General features: G+C 62.1%; 15 protein-coding genes and 2 pseudogenes. 4 read left to right on the forward strand and 13 right to left on the reverse strand.

Annotation, left to right across the window (positions count from 1 at the left end; all coding sequences use genetic code 11):
* Window positions 1-14: 14 nt before the first annotated feature.
* The 11 genes and pseudogenes from VKS22_12585 to VKS22_12635 form a co-directional block, all read right to left on the reverse strand.
* Window positions 15-896, reverse strand: coding sequence for an LLM class F420-dependent oxidoreductase (locus VKS22_12585; protein ID HLW71447.1), 882 nt, complete (start codon window positions 894-896; stop codon window positions 15-17).
* A gap of 70 nt (window positions 897-966) precedes the next feature.
* Entirely contained in the window at window positions 967-1,851 is an 885-nt protein-coding gene (locus tag VKS22_12590) for an LLM class F420-dependent oxidoreductase (protein HLW71448.1), read from the reverse strand.
* Between the two features lie 100 nt (window positions 1,852-1,951).
* Window positions 1,952-2,059, reverse strand: coding sequence for a DUF1722 domain-containing protein (locus VKS22_12595; GenBank protein ID HLW71449.1), 108 nt, complete (start codon window positions 2,057-2,059; stop codon window positions 1,952-1,954).
* A gap of 259 nt (window positions 2,060-2,318) precedes the next feature.
* Complete coding sequence (locus tag VKS22_12600; protein ID HLW71450.1) at window positions 2,319-3,275, reverse strand: pentapeptide repeat-containing protein; 957 nt, start codon at window positions 3,273-3,275, stop codon at window positions 2,319-2,321.
* A gap of 228 nt (window positions 3,276-3,503) precedes the next feature.
* A pseudogene (locus VKS22_12605) lies at window positions 3,504-3,806 on the reverse strand (ArsC/Spx/MgsR family protein).
* A gap of 79 nt (window positions 3,807-3,885) precedes the next feature.
* On the reverse strand, window positions 3,886-4,470 hold the full coding sequence (locus tag VKS22_12610) for a hypothetical protein (GenBank protein HLW71451.1): 585 nt from the start codon (window positions 4,468-4,470) through the stop codon (window positions 3,886-3,888).
* Between the two features lie 49 nt (window positions 4,471-4,519).
* On the reverse strand, window positions 4,520-5,218 hold the full coding sequence (locus VKS22_12615; protein HLW71452.1) for a competence/damage-inducible protein A: 699 nt from the start codon (window positions 5,216-5,218) through the stop codon (window positions 4,520-4,522).
* Window positions 5,219-5,337: 119 nt separating this feature from the next.
* Window positions 5,338-6,714, reverse strand: a complete 1,377-nt coding sequence (locus tag VKS22_12620; GenBank protein ID HLW71453.1) for an NtaA/DmoA family FMN-dependent monooxygenase — start codon at window positions 6,712-6,714, stop codon at window positions 5,338-5,340.
* 16 nt (window positions 6,715-6,730) lie between these two features.
* Complete coding sequence (locus tag VKS22_12625) at window positions 6,731-7,885, reverse strand: RNA polymerase factor sigma-32 (protein HLW71454.1); 1,155 nt, start codon at window positions 7,883-7,885, stop codon at window positions 6,731-6,733.
* Between the two features lie 124 nt (window positions 7,886-8,009).
* Window positions 8,010-8,165: pseudogene (gene rpoZ / locus VKS22_12630) on the reverse strand (DNA-directed RNA polymerase subunit omega).
* A gap of 55 nt (window positions 8,166-8,220) precedes the next feature.
* Window positions 8,221-8,997, reverse strand: coding sequence for a rhodanese-like domain-containing protein (locus tag VKS22_12635; GenBank protein HLW71455.1), 777 nt, complete (start codon window positions 8,995-8,997; stop codon window positions 8,221-8,223).
* Between the two features lie 132 nt (window positions 8,998-9,129).
* Between VKS22_12635 and VKS22_12640 the strand changes: the two genes are divergently transcribed.
* Both VKS22_12640 and VKS22_12645 read left to right on the forward strand, forming a co-directional pair.
* Entirely contained in the window at window positions 9,130-9,852 is a 723-nt protein-coding gene (locus VKS22_12640; GenBank protein HLW71456.1) for an SDR family NAD(P)-dependent oxidoreductase, read from the forward strand.
* A gap of 49 nt (window positions 9,853-9,901) precedes the next feature.
* Window positions 9,902-10,858 (forward strand): alpha/beta hydrolase, encoded by a 957-nt coding sequence (locus VKS22_12645; protein HLW71457.1) that lies wholly within the window; start codon window positions 9,902-9,904, stop codon window positions 10,856-10,858.
* A gap of 244 nt (window positions 10,859-11,102) precedes the next feature.
* On the opposite strand, the gene VKS22_12650 is transcribed toward VKS22_12645, so the two are convergent.
* Entirely contained in the window at window positions 11,103-11,543 is a 441-nt protein-coding gene (locus VKS22_12650; protein HLW71458.1) for an Rrf2 family transcriptional regulator, read from the reverse strand.
* Window positions 11,544-11,689: 146 nt separating this feature from the next.
* Here VKS22_12650 and VKS22_12655 point away from each other — a divergent pair, with 146 nt between their 5' ends.
* Together VKS22_12655 and VKS22_12660 are read left to right on the forward strand one after the other, a co-directional pair.
* A complete protein-coding gene (locus VKS22_12655; GenBank protein HLW71459.1) occupies window positions 11,690-13,315 on the forward strand; it encodes a nitrite/sulfite reductase in 1,626 nt (541 codons plus the stop codon).
* A 28-nt stretch (window positions 13,316-13,343) separates the two neighbouring features.
* Complete coding sequence (locus tag VKS22_12660) at window positions 13,344-14,168, forward strand: phosphoadenylyl-sulfate reductase (protein ID HLW71460.1); 825 nt, start codon at window positions 13,344-13,346, stop codon at window positions 14,166-14,168.
* On the opposite strand, the gene VKS22_12665 is transcribed toward VKS22_12660, so the two are convergent.
* Window positions 14,149-14,571, reverse strand: coding sequence for a hypothetical protein (locus VKS22_12665; protein ID HLW71461.1), 423 nt, complete (start codon window positions 14,569-14,571; stop codon window positions 14,149-14,151). The genes VKS22_12660 and VKS22_12665 overlap by 20 nt on opposite strands.
* Window positions 14,572-14,662: the final 91 nt, after the last annotated feature.

Genomic DNA, 14,662 nt, shown 5'->3' on the forward strand with positions numbered 1-14,662 from the left:
CTACAGCTCCGTTCCTACAGTTTCATCGACGGCTCGACGAACTCCTTGGCCATGCGTTCGAGGCGTTTCGTCAATTCCGCGACGGTGGGCGGAATATCGAAGACCACGTGCACCACTTCGTCAGCGCCCGCGTCGCGGTAGCGCTTCATGTCGTCGGTGGTCACCGGCTTGTTGTAGGGCGAGACCGAGAGATAGACGTCGGAGCGCTTGCGACCGCCAGCCTTGAGAAGCTCCTCAATCTGGCGGATTTTCACCGCGGCTTCGTCCGGCATCAGGCGAAAGCCGATCCAGCCGTCGCCGTATTCGCCGACGCGGCGCAGCGCCGGACCGCTCTCCCCGCCGAACCAGACCGGAATACTGCGGCCGTTGTGCGGCTTCGGAAAGCTGCGCACTTCCGGGAAGCTGACGAACTCACCGCGATGCGTGCTTTTGGGCTCGCTCCACAGCTTGCGCATCACGTCGATATATTCGCGGGTCCGCTGTGCGCGCCGCTCGAACGACAGTCCCAGCGCCTGAAATTCCTCCGCCAGCCAGCCGATGCCAGTGCCGAGAATAAAGCGGCCGCCACTCAACTGGTCGAGCGTGGCCGCGGTCTTCGCGAGAATCAGCGGATTATGCTCGGGTACCAGGCAGATGCCGGTGGCGATCTTGATCCGGCTGGTGCAGGCCGCGGCAAAGGCCAGCGTGGTAAACGGGTCGGCGAACGGCACATCGGTCGGCATCGGAAACTCGCCGGCCGAGTAGGGGTACTTCGAGCTGAACTTATCGATCAGCACGACGTGCTCGGGCGCCCAGATACTCGAATAGCCGAGCCGCTCGGCGGCCATCGCGACCGGCCTGATCCATTCAGGCGTGGTCAGCGGTCCGATCCCCAGTGCGAAATAGCCAATGTCCATCGTCAATGCTCCTCAGAAATTGTCCTGGTCGGTGTCGTACTGGCGTCAGCCGCTGAAAGCTATGCGCCCACTAAAGCCGCGCGGCGGGCTCAACCCAGTCGCGCGCGATCTGATCGAGATCTTTTTTGCTTTCCTCGGCGGCGCGCGGCGGCCGCAAATTCACCAGCACTACTTCATCGACGCCCGCGTCGCGATAGCGCTTGAGATCATCGGCGGTGATCTTCTTGGTGTAGGGCGAAACTGCCAACTCGACGTCGGAGCGCTTGCGTCCGTTGGCCTTGAGCAGCTCCTCGATGCGCCGGATTTTTGCCGCGGCCTCGTCCGGCGTGAGATTGAAGCCCACCCAGCCGGTGCCGTATTCGGCGACGCGGCGCAGCGCCGGACCGCTCTCTCCGCCGAAGAAAATCGGGACGTTGGCGCCGCTTGCCGGCTTGGGGTAACTGCGGACGTTGCTGAAGTTGACGAAATCGCCGCGATATTCGCTGATTTGCTCGCCCCACAATTTGCGCATCGCCGCGATACACTCGCGCGTGCGATCGGCGCGCCGCTCCCACGGAATTCCGATTGCCTGAAATTCCTCTTCGAGCCAGCCGATCCCGACGCCCAGCACCACCCGTCCACCGCTAAGGAAATCGAGCGTCGCAACGACTTTTCCCAGCACCAGCGGATTATGCTCCGGCACCAGGCAGATGCCGGTGGCGAGACGAATCGTCGAGGTCGCCGCGGCCATCATCGCGAGCGAGATAAAGGGATCGAAGATCGGCGCGTTGGTCTGCGCGGGCAGCGCGCCGTCGGGCGAGTAGGGATATTTTGAGGCATACTGCTCAAGCAAAACGACGTGTTCGGGAACCCATAGCGTCGCGATTCCAACCTTTTCCGCGTGCGCCGCAACTTCCTTGAGCAGGCCGCCACCCGCCATCTTTCCCGTTCCTATCGCAAATAATCCGATCTTCATTTTTAGCGCTCCAATTGAAACCCGCCTTGAGATTGATGCGAGCTTTACTACGACCCTTGCCGCGTCGGCAAGCAGGAGGGTCAGATGCGATTGCGCAGAATCACTCCGCGGGATGGGGCTCCAGATAGACTTGGCCTTCGAGGTAGGCGATCGCGAAGCGCCGCACGTAGTGGCCGATAAGCGTGACCGGAACGATCACTGGAACAATGCCGTTAGTATTCGAATGGTGTTCCGAAGTACGTCAGGATTGCCAGTGCGACAAGGTAAACGCTGATCAGGGACTGTACGCCCGACACCACCCGAACCCATCCGGTAGCTTGCAGAGAATATTGGCGCCGCTGAATCCGCGTGGATCCAGGTGCCGACGTTAAACTCGCGCCAGCCGATACGCGTCGCGGAGAGCAAGCTGAAATAGAACGCCAGCAACAGGAAGCTGAAGTCTGAACTAGCTGATGGAAACCCGTCGGTCAGTTGCTCGGTTCTTTGCTCCCTTCAGCCAGTTTGATGCTGTGCTCGTCCCAGACTGCCCAGATGCCCGCGTTCGGTCCGGGATCGATTTGAGCAAATATATAAACAATTGACAGCATCATCGCCAAGGCGGCGACTATCAAAATTGGACGTCCCGGCGAAATGCCGTACTGGCAAGTCCAATCAAAAAACAAGGTATTGAAGGTTCGTTCGGACCAGCTATGGACGTAGGGTCCACCTGGTTGTTGTGGGTCTCTTCGGCTTAATTCCGAGCGTCTGATGGCGTATGTGAGCTGGTTCTCTTGAGTGCGCAAACCCAGATCTTTGAACTCGCCTCGCAGCTTAACCAGCCCGGCCGGTTGTTCGGTAAATTTGACGAGTTGCAGATTCCGGGCGGTATAAAGGCCAGGAACCGCCTTAGGCGGCGAATTTACGTCAAAGTCGAAGTCTGCATCGGCGACATTCGCAAATGACAGATCCGCGTTGTTCAGGTGTGCATTGTTCAGATGTGCGCCTTCCAGGTGCGCAGATGCCAGATTCGCACCAGTCAGGTCCGCGTTACGCAGGTCTGCGTCGTTTAGGTGCGCGGCCCACAACTGTGCGCCGGTCAGGTCTGCGCTTCCCAGCTCCGCGCCGATCAAGTACGCATTGATCAAATAAGCATCGTTCAGGTGCGCGCCGACCAGCAGCGCGCCTTCCATGTGCGCGCCGGCTAGAACCGCGCCGGTTAGGTAGGCACCCTCCAAGTTCGCACCGTCCAAGTGCGCTCCCGTCAGAACGGCACCATCCATCGCCGCGCCACAAAGATTCGCTCTCCTAAGGTCGGTGAATAGTTTAATATCTAGGAAGCTGTCACCTTTCAACAACTCGGCGCGCTTCTTTAAAATGTCCGCCAGTTCGTCAGGTGAAAGTTTAGGACGGTTTTTGGTATTTGCCGTTGCAAACCGGCATCCCAACGCCCGGCGTGGCGACTTCTGGCGTCAGCGTCGCCGCCATTAGCGTAGCCTGAAAAATCAGCATAACCCCAATGACGAGTAGCTCGATGCGCGAGTTTGCCATGAGGTAGATTCATAGCCGGACGGGCGCGGTCGCGTCGAGCGGCGGCGCCGCTGATTCGCATCGCGACCCGCGGATCGGCGAGGATGGCCGTCAGGTCGTCCGAAGGCGGCGACTCCAGCGTGAGATCATCGGAGCGCGTCGCGCATGGTGTCGCGATCGAATCCCGCGACGATTGCTTTGCCCGCGACCAAAATCGGCCGTTTGAGCAAGTTCGGTTCCTTGGCCATCAGCGCGATCGCCCCGTCGGGCGTGAGGCTCTTGCCTTTTAGGCCTAGGGTTTTGAAGACCGGACTCTTCGGGTTGATGAAGTCGCGCGGGTCGCGTCCGCGAAACAATTCTTCGAGTTCGGCGCGGCTCAGCGGGATTTTGGCATAATCCCGCTCGTCAGCCTCGACCTTCATCTCATCGCGCAAGAAACTTCTTGCGTTGCGGCAAGTTGTTCAAGTGGATTTCCAGAGGAACCGGGTCTTTCTGACGGGACTCATTTGCCGCTCCGCCGCTCCAGCTTTATTCGATCCCGCTGTCGGGAGCTGGTGCGCTCTTTTGAACGGGCAGCGCGCGGCCAACCGGACCGGCGCCGCTATCGATTGGACTCGGCCCCGAAGCGCCCTGCGCCGGAGCAATCGCCGGGGACGACGGCGCACTCGATCCGGAGCGCGCGAAACTGAGGCCGCTGCCGCTCGGATCGCCGCCCGTTGAGGCATCCGATTGCGCCGTCTGCGTGGGCCCGCTGAAATGGACTGGCTTTTTGCCGGTAACCATGTCGGGCGTCAGCACGTAGTCACCGCCCAGCGAACTCCGCCAGATGGTATCGGAGACCTGCTGGTTCCCGCCGGTCAACGCATAACCCGCGCCGCCGGCGATTCCGCCGAGGATACCGTAGACGAGCTTGGCCGGCACGTATAGGACATTGCCGGCGACCGTGCCCGCGCCAACGCCGACGCCCTTCCAGTTCACTCCGCCCTGATCGGGCTGAGCGACCTGAGGCGTGTTTGGTGCGGGCGCGCCCGCACTTTGTGCCATTGTCACCGGAGCGGATCCGGCCAGCAGAGCGATCGCCAACACAGAAATAACTTGGGATTTGAACCGCATGATCTTCCTCCTCTTTCCCCGCCCCTCCCTTCAAGCCACCTGGCTTGAGCTACTCTATTTTCACCACCGCGTCGCGCGGGAGCAAGCCCATCAGATGGTTAAATGCACTATCCAGATAATTGCGATCTTTGGACTCAAGGGTCAGTTTCACCCGATATTCGGGGTCGCCGAGGCGTGGGTAGGAACCAAGCAGCAGCTCGGGATAAGCCCGCATGCAGGCGTTGAGATGCTCGGCGATAACACCCTCGCCGGCGCTGGTATAGATGACGCGAAGGAAATAGGGATCGGTCGCGAAACGATCGAGCAGCGCGGTGAGCTTACGCTGAAAAATCTGCGGAATCCCCGGCAGAATATAGACGTTTTCGACCTGTACCGTCGGGAAGCGCAGATCGTCGGTATCATTGAGAACGGCGCCCTCGGGGACTTCCGCCATCTTGAGCCCGGTCGCGAGGCGCTCGGTGAAATGCGCGCGAATCAGCCGCTCGAGTTCAGGATGCATGACGAGCTTGCGCCCAAACGCGATCGCCACCGCTTCCATCGTGATGTCGTCGTGGGTCGGGCCGACGCCGCCCGAAGAGATAACGAAATTGTGAGTGCGCGCGGCCTGTGCGATTTCTTCGGCAATCGTTTTTAGCTCATCCGGGACGACCGCAATGCGATCAAGCGTCACGCCAATCCGTCGCAGCTCCCGCGCGGCGAAGTAGGAATTGCTGTCCTGGACCTTGCCGGAGAGGATCTCGTTTCCCACGACAATTATCGCGCACGTCCGCTGCCGCATCACCGCCGCCGTTGGCTCCATTATCGCTGCTCGCTCGAAGGTTCCTTAAATCCCTGATGCCCTGACGCGCGCGTCCCCGCCGACAGCGATCATGCGCGCGGCGCGATTCCGGCGATTCGATACGCCGGATGGTCCGCCAAGAGCCGTCGATGCCCGGCGCCGAAGAGGCTTTCGCGCAGGGTCGTACCGTTGATGCCGGTGCGGAGACGCCCGCGGCGGCGCAATTCGGGTATCACGAGATCGGCGAAATCGGTGAAACTGCCCGGCTGCTCGATCGGGACGAGGTTGATGCCGTCAACGTCGGCGTTGTCGGCCCATTGTTCGAGTTCGTCCGCGACTGCGCTCGGATCGCCGACGATCAGACGGATGAGGCTCGCCAGTTTCATCTTCTCCCGCGCGTCGGCCAGAGTGACGCGGCGGCCGAGCTTATCCGCAGAAAACCATCGCGCGGCAGCCTTGATGCCCTCGGAATCGAGCCCTTCGAGGAGCTCGTCGTCGCGATATTGCGCAAGGTCGATCCCCGTCCATCCGCCGAACAGCGCGAAGCCGCCGTCGGGACTGGCGTAGCTGCGCAGGCGATCTTCTTTGCGCCGCGCCTCTGCCGCGCTCTCGGCGACGATCACCGCGACGCCGGCCATCACCTTGACGTGGCGCGGGTCGCGGCCTTCGGCCGCGGCGGCCTCGCGAATCCGCGCGACGCGCGAACGCGCCGCCTCGAATGTCGGATAGGTGACGAAGATCACCTCCGCGTGGCGCGCGCCAAAGCGAATTCCGCGGCCCGATTGCCCGGCCTGCAGGATCAGCGGCGTGCGTTGCGGCGAGGGCTCACACATGTGGGGCCCCGCGACCTCGTAGTACTCGCCGCGATGGTTGATCGGATGGACTTTGGCCGGGTCCGTATGCATGTCGCGTGCGCCGTCGCGCACTACCGCGTCTTCTTCCCAACTCGCCTCCCAGAGCTTGTAGACCACCTCCATGTATTCTTCGGCGCGATCGTAACGCTCGTCGTGCGCGATCATCGGGCCGAGGCCATTACGCGCCGCGCTGCTGAGATACGAGGTCACGACATTCCAGCCGACTCGCCCGCCCGTGAAATGATCGAGCGACGAGAAGAGCTTGGCGGTGTGAAACGGCGGATAGTAGGTGGTGCTGTAGGTCGAGATGAAGCCCAGATGACGCGTCGCCTGCGCCATCGCCGGGAACAACAGGGTCGGATCGTTGCCGGGAAACTGCACGGCGTGGCGAATCCCGGCCTCCGCAGTGCCCCGATAGACATCGTACGCGCCGTGGACGTCGGCGAAGAAAATCGAGTCGAAGCCGCCCCGTTCGAGCCGCTGCGCCAGTTCAACCCAGTGCTCCGTATGCGTATAGCCGGTCGAGGTATGGTCGCGCGGATTGCGATACTGGCCGAACGACTGTAGCGCCGCCGCGCACTGGTTGAAGGCGGTGAGATGAAGCAGTTTCATCAGGATTCGGCGTGCATCAGGATTCGGCGTGATCGATATCGCCCGCGCGCTCCTGGATGAACTCGCGCAGCCGCACCTTCAGCCGCGCTTCGATCTGACGCACGCGCTCGCGGCTCACGCCGAAGCGCGCGCCGACCTCCTGCAGGGTCGGCGGATCTTCGGTCATCAGGCGCGCCGCGAAAATCTCGCGCTCCTTGTCGCTGAGCGTCGCGGCGAACTCCTCGACCTGCTCGTGGGCGAACTTGCGCCACTCGGCGCGCGCCGTGCGCTCCTCGGGATTGAGCTCGGCGGCCGGCAGCAGGTCCATCAGGCTGGTCTCGTCGCCCGGGGTGGCGGGCTGATCGAGCGAGACCTCGTTCTGCCCCATCCGCTCCTGCATCTCGCGCACCTCGCTCTCCTTGACCCCCATGCGCTGCGCGATCAGTTTGGGCTGCGGGGTAAAGCCCTCGGTCTCGAGCCGCTCGGTTTCCTTGCGCAGGTTGAAGAAGAGCTTGCGCTGGGCCTGCGTGGTGCCGATTTTAACCAGCCGCCAGTTGTTGATCAGATAGCGGTAAATGTAGGCGCGTACCCACCAGACCGCATAGGACGGAAAACGGATACCGCGATAAGGGTCGAAGTTCTTGACCGCCTCCATCAGCCCGACATTGCCTTCCTGGATGAGATCGAGCAGATTGCGCGAGGCGCGCGAAAACTCGTTGGCGATTTTAACTACCAGGCGTAGATTTGCGGTCACCAGCCGGTAGGCGTCGGCAGGGTCGTGATGCTCGGCGTAGCGCTGTCCGATGATAACCTCTTCCTCGCGGCTGAGCAGCGGAAAGCGGCGGATCTCGCTCAGATAGCGGCCGAGGGGGTCATAGGGGATGATCGCACTGTCGGGGTCCTCTTGCGCGCCGTCGGCGCCTTCGTCAGCGCCGGCCACGCCGGTATCGTCATCATCGAGGCCCGGCAACCGGCTCTCCGCCACGGCGCTCTCCGCCACCTCCTCGGTGTCGTGGTCGAAAGGAATCGCGGGCGCGCTACCGCTAGCGACATCCTCGACGACTTCGACCGGCACGGCGAGAGTCTCGATTACTTCATCGCGCACGTTCCGGATCGCCGCCTGCGCGCGGCGCCGGGGCTTTTTCGCGATCGGAGGGCTGACGCCTCGTTTACCGCCCGCTTTCCGCGCCATCGTGAAATCCTTGAGGCTGCGTTCGAGGCTCGGGGAACTGTTTAACCGCGTGAATGCGGCGTTACGCGGCTCTTCCGCGCCGTCACTTCGCTTCGGGTTCGACCAGGATGGCCTTGCCCGCGGCGATTTCGCGCAGTGCCGTCACGACTTCTTTGTTTTCCGATTCAACCAGCGGGCGCGCGCCCTTGAGCAATTGTTTGGCTCGGCGGGCAGCGCCCAGCACCAGTTCGAAGCGGTTGGGAATTCGTTCGAGGCAGTCTTCTACAGTGATTCGCGCCATGATCGCTCAATTCTCCGGTCCGCCGCCGCGCTTGTCAAACAGCGGGCGGCGCGCGTCAGCACTCCACTGAAAAACCCATACTGGTCCATTTCGCCCATGAGCCGTCGAACAGCCGCACGTCGTATCCCGCCGCGCGCAAGGCGAGATAACCCAGCGCCGCACGGGGTCCGGATCTGCAATAAGCGACGATACGATCGCTGCTCATGACGCCCGCGCGCGCGATCAGCTCCTCGATTTCACCGCGCGGCTTAAGGATCAGCTCCGGCGGATTCGCCAGATCACGCCAGATCAGGTTGACCGCCCCCGGAATATGTCCCGGCGTGTCCTCGCCGATCACGCGCACGCCGGAAAACTCCTCGCGGCTGCGAAAATCGACGAACTTCATCCCGCTCGCCGCGGTCGCTTCCTCGGCCGTGACCCGAATCGCCGGATTCAAGCGAGCGCTGAAGCGCGTCGGCGCACCGACCACGGGTCGATAGCGAACCTCGCGGCCCGCCGCCTTCCAGCCCTCGTAGAGATTTTCCATGATGTGCACATCGGTGCGTCCGAGATACTCGAGGATCCAGGCGAGCATCGCGGCGTTCTGCCCCTCGGGCGAGTCGTAAAGCACCGGCGTCGCCGCGTCGCCGAGCCCGGCTCCGCCGATAAACTCGGTCAGCGCCTCGGGCGCGAGCAGTCCGCCGTCGGCCCCAAAGGCCTTGTACACCGGCAGATTGATCGCCTCCGGCAGATGGCCCGCGAGATATTTCATCGGGCGTCGCGGGTCGATGACCGTCACGCCGGCGCGCCCGATTTGTCCGGCAACCCACTCAGCTTTCTCCAATTTGGCCACAGCAACACCCTCTATCGACGATCCGGTATTTCGACGGCGCACGCCCAAGGACTGGACGCGCGCCGCCCAACTCTCCTAACCTGCGGACTTGGGCTTAACGCAATTACGCATCATTGCCTGGGAGGGCGCTTCATGGAATTGCTGAAAGATCGAGTCGCGATGATCACCGGCGGAACCGGCGCGCTGGGACGCGCGGTCGCCGACCATTTTCTTGCCAACGGCGCCAAGGTGGTCGTGCCCTGGATCGTCGAGGCCGAGATCCCGCTGTTCCACAAGCGGATGGGCGGCCGCTATCCCGACGCGAACATCATGCTGGGCAAAGTTGATCTTGGCAACGAGACCGAGGTCGCGAAGTTCGTCGGCGAGGCCACGCAGCGCTTCGGGCGCGTCGACGCGCTGGTCAACCTGGTCGGCGGCTTCTGGGGTTTCAAGACCGTCGCCGAGACCACGCTGGCCGAGTGGCAGGCGATGTTCGATCTGAATCTCAAGCCGACCTTCCTCTGCTGTAAGGCGGTCGTGCCGATCATGCAGAAGAACAAGTTCGGCCGGATCGTCTCGGTAAGTTCGCGCACCGGGCTCCTCGGCGCTGGCGAGTTCGCCGCCTACGCCGTCGCGAAGGGTGCGATCCGCACCTTCACTGCGTCACTGGCCGAGGAGGTACTGACCGACAACGTTCTGGTCAACGCGATCGCGCCGAGCACGATCGACACCGAGGCGAATCGCACGGCGATGCCCAAGGCCAAGCACGAGAACTGGGTCAAGCCCGAGGATATCGCCAAGACGGTCGCATTCTTGTGCTCGGATCAGAATCAGGTGACGTCGGGAGTGGTCGTGCCGGTCTACGGCCGCGCCTGAGATTTATCAGGCGGGTCGGTTCAGTTCGTCGAGCAGAGCAGGAGAGGTCATGGCTGAGATCGCTCATCGATTCGTCACTACCAACGGCATCAAGATGCACTATGCGGAAGCGGGAAGCGGTCCGCACGTTCTGCTTTGCCATGGCGCTCCCGAATCCTGGTATTCGTGGCGGCATCAACTTCTGGCGCTTGCCGAAGCGGGGTTCCATGCTATCGCGCCGGACATGCGTGGGTACGGCCAGACCGCACAGCCGAAAGAGGTCGAGGCCTACGATATCTTTCAACTTACGGGCGATCTTGTCGGCTTGGCCAATGCGCTAGGTGGCGATCCGGTGGTGATCGTCGGACATGATTGGGGTGCGTGGATCACTCAGTTCGCCGCGCTCTTCCGGCCCGATCTCTTCCCCGCTGTCGGGCTGCTCAGCGTGCCGTTCCTGCCACGGTTGTCGATCAGCCCGAGCGCGTGGGAGCAGGAGAAGTATCCTGGCAAGATCTTCTATCAGCAAATTTTTCGATCGCCCGGAATGGAAAAGCGCATGGAGGCCGATGTGTATGGCACGATCGTGAACGCACTCTACTCTGCGTCCGGCGAGCCGCCTGTCGAGGAGCGATGGAAGTTTGCGATGGATCCGAAGGACATGGCTAGCATAGGGCTGGCTCCGACGCCGAAGAAACCGACCTTCGTGACTGATGCGGATATAGAGTTCCTGGTCGGCGAATTCAAGCGCAGCGGTTTCGCGGGCTGTCTCAACTATTATCGCAATGTCGATCGCAACTGGGCGCTGACGCCCTTCCTCGACGGGGCCAAGCTCCGCCAGCCGGCCCTCTTTATCGCGGGTGATCGCGACGGCGTTCTCGGTTTCTGGGGCGAAGAGGTCAATGCGATGGAGCGCCACGTGCCTAATCTCAAGCGCAAGGTCATCCTGCCGGGTATCGGCCATTGGACGCAGCAGGAAAGCCCTGACGCCGTGAATCGCGCGCTAATCGAATTTCTGCGCAGCGCCTAACTGTTCGCAAAGTCATATTCGCAAAGTCATATAAGTGCAGCGAAGAATTTCCGGCGTTCACAGCTAGAGACCTTGTGCCTCTGCTAACATGCTCGGAAAGGATAATGCCCGAGGCGAAACTCGGGCGCTCCATGAGCGGATGATTGTTGCGGGAAGGCAATGAAACCGGCGTATGAGAGAATGCCATTAGCCTGCCCGCGAGTCATTTTCGGAAGTCGATACTAGCGCGCGCAGGCGCGCGCGATCAAATCTGGAAGTCGATCGCTTTGCGGCGGCGCTCGCTGAGTGATTGCAGCGTCGTCCGTGCGAGGATCGCGGTGACGTTGTCGCGCACCTCGCGCCAGACCTCGCGCATCGCACAGCCGTCGCCGGGCTGGCAGAGCGTCCCCGCGGCGCCGTCCTCGAGACACTCGACCGGGGTGTAGTCGCCCTCGATAAGGTGGACCACGTCCGCCATCGTGATGCGCGAGGGATGGCGCGCCAGGAGGTATCCTCCGCTTGGGCCCTTCTGGCTGGTGACCAGCCCGCCGCGTTTGAGTTCGATTAGGAGCCGGCGCAGGTAGTTCTCCGGGATGCTCTGAGTCGTCGCGATCTCCTCGACGCGCTGCGGCTGCGCCGTGGGGAAACGGTCGGCCAACATTAACAGCGCTTTCAGACAATAATCGATGCCGACGCCAAATTTCATCTGACCCTTGAGTTTTATAGCATGATCGAGGGTCGAACGGAATAGCGGACTAAGTTAGTGATCTAATTAGTTGACTGATTTAGTCTACTAAGTTATCTTCTGTTTCTAGCCTGCCGAAAAGGCTGTCGAGGAACAGGTCCACCCTCATGCCCAAACGCGAACCGCCGTCCCGGGAAATGGTGCTGAAGCGCAATTCAGTCGAGCGCCTCAAGCACGAGCTTTTCCCGACTGAGCTGGCCGGGCAGTGGCAGCGTTTGGTTGACACGTCCTACGAAAAATTGCCCGAAGAGGACATCGTTCGGCTCCAGTGGTTCGGGATGTATCACGACAAGCCGAAGATCGGCACCTTCATGATGCGCGTGAAGATTCCAAGCGGGATCCTGAGCCCGGCCGGATTGAACGCGATCGGCGAGATTTCCGAGCGCTGCGGCCGCGACCAGGGGGAACTGACGACCCGCCAAAATATCCAGTTGCACTATATCACGCTGGATCGCTTTCCCGAGATTCTCGACCAGCTCAAGGCCGTCGGCCTGACCACGATGGGCGGATGCGGCGACGTCGTGCGCAATATCACCGGATGCCCGGCGGCGGGAGTCAGCGCCGACGAGTTGTTCGACGTGACCGGGCTGGTCGCCGAAGCGGCGGCATTTTTCTACAATAATCGCGACTATTCCGATCTGCCGCGCAAGCACAAAATCACGATTTCGGCCTGCTCCTTCCAGTGCAACGCGCCTGAGATCAATTGCGTCGCGCTGATCGCGACGGTCAGGGACGGCCGCGAAGGTTTCGCGGTGCGGGTCGGCGGCGGCCAGTCCTCGACGCCGCGCCTCTCGCGTCATCTGGGGGTCTTTGTTCCGCGTAGCGAGACGATCGCGGTCCTGCGCGCAATTATCGACGTCTGGCAATCGACCACCGAATACCGCATCTCGCGCGTCAAGGCGCGGCTCAAATTCATGATCGACGATTACGGGGTCGAGGAGTTTCGTCGCCTGGTCGAGGCGCGCCTCGGCGGCGCCCTTGAGGATCTGCCGGAGATGCCGCTACCCGACGCCGAGAGCGACCATATGGGCGTGCACGAGTCTCGCGATCCGGGACTGCTCTATGCCGGCTTTCCGGTCTATCTCGGCACGATGAGCGGACAGCAGATGCGCGAGATAGCCGATTTAACCGCCAGCTTCGGCGGCGATATCCGGCTGACCCGCCGGCAGAACTTTATCCTGACCGGGATTCCTCGCGAACGGTTGGACGAGATTCTCGGGCGCGTCGCCGAGATCGGTTTTCCGATCGATGCCAACGGACTTTATGGCTCCTCGATCGGCTGTATCGGTGATCCGCATTGCAACTATGCCGTGACTCCCACCAAGGAGAAGCTGGCGTCGATAATCGCGCGGCTGGTCGGCCAGTTCGGCGACGCGGTCGGCGGCCTGAAGGTAAATCTCGACGGCTGTCCGCACGCCTGCGCGCAGCATTGGACCGGCGATATCGGTCTGCAGGGCACCACCGGGCGCGGCCCTAGCGGCGAGCCGCTCGAAGCCTTCGACGTGATTTTGCGCGGCGGCCTCGGCCGCGACGCCGCGATCGGCCGGCCGCTGCTGCGCCGCGTGCCGTCGGCGAAGGTCGAAGAGACCGTCGCGCGCCTGTTCGCCGGCTATCTCGAAGAGCGGCTGGCGGGCGAGTCCTTCACGCAATTCTGCGTGCGCACGCCCGACGCCGCGCTGGTCACGATCGGCAGCGCGGAGGTCTCGACCAGTCTCGAACAGGCCCACCTATAAAGCCGAGCGCCAAGACGAAAGAGACGTGATGGAAACACATACCGATACCGAAGCAATCGTGATGGACGAACTCGAAGCCGGCGAGGCCGCGGTCGAGCTCGACAGCCAGGAACCGCAGGAAGTGCTTGCCTGGGCGATCGAGAAATTCGGCCGCCGCGTGGGGCTCTGTTCGAGCTTTCAGGCCGACGGCGTCGCGCTGATCGATATGGCTTGGAAGATCGATCCGGGAATCCGCGTCTTCACGATCGATACGGGACGGCAGCCTGAGGAGACCTATAAGCTAATTGATCAGATTCGCGACAAGTATGGCATCAGGACCGAGGTTTTCTTCCCTGACACCAACGTCGTGCAGAATATGGTCACGAAGCACGGCAACAATCTCTTTTACAACGCGGTCAACTCGCGCCTACTCTGCTGCCAGGTGCGCAAGGTGCTGCCGGTGCGGCGCGCCCTGATGAACTACGACGCCTGGATCACCGGCCTCAGGCGCGATCAGTGGGCCACCCGCTCGAATATCCGCAAGCTCGAAATCGATCACGATCATGGCGGGATCGTCAAATTCGCGCCGCTGGCCGATTGGACCGACGAAGAGGTCTGGGACTATATCCGCGCCAACGATGTTCCGTACAACGAGCTTTACGACAAGGGCTTCAAATCGATTGGCTGCGCGCCCTGCACGCGCCCGGTGGCGGACGGCGAAGATCCGCGCAACGGCCGCTGGTGGTGGGAGACCGGCGCGCCCAAGGAATGCGGGATGCACTGCGCGATCGAAACCGGCGGCTTCGAGCACGAACTCGCCGCCCTGCTCGGCCACAACGGCCACGAAACTGCGCTCACCAACGGCGCAGCTTAGTGGCGCGGGCTGTCCGCTCAAGAGAATGATCCGGCAGGCGATCCGGTGCACTCATCAAGCGCGGTAATGCGCGTCCGCGTCTCTGATCAGCCTCCTCGCCGCGTGCGAAAAAGAGATCGTAATGCCACTGCATGACGATTCTCGCAGTCGTGAAGAATTCGTCATGCGCAGAAGCATAGCTGTGCGCCGCGCTGTTCCAATCGTCGCTCTCGTTTTCGGCCAGCGCGCGGGCGCCGCGCAGGGTCAGGCTCAACCCCTGACCCCAGGTCGGGTCACTTGCTCCGGCGGCATCGCCGAGCAGGGCGACACCATCCTGATATGGGTGATCCACCCAAGGTTCGGTCATATCGAAGCTCGCGAGCGGTCCGGCGGTGCGCGCGCCGATGTAGAGCTCCGCCGGCATTCCGGACGCAACGGTTTCGCTGATGAAACGCTCAATATCACGGCTACCGCGCGGCGGTTCTACGTCAGGCCCGTGAAAAAGAGAGGCGCGC

The sequence above is a fragment of the Candidatus Binataceae bacterium genome, from assembly GCA_035308025.1.
GTDB lineage: Bacteria > Desulfobacterota > Binatia > Binatales > Binataceae > JAJPHI01.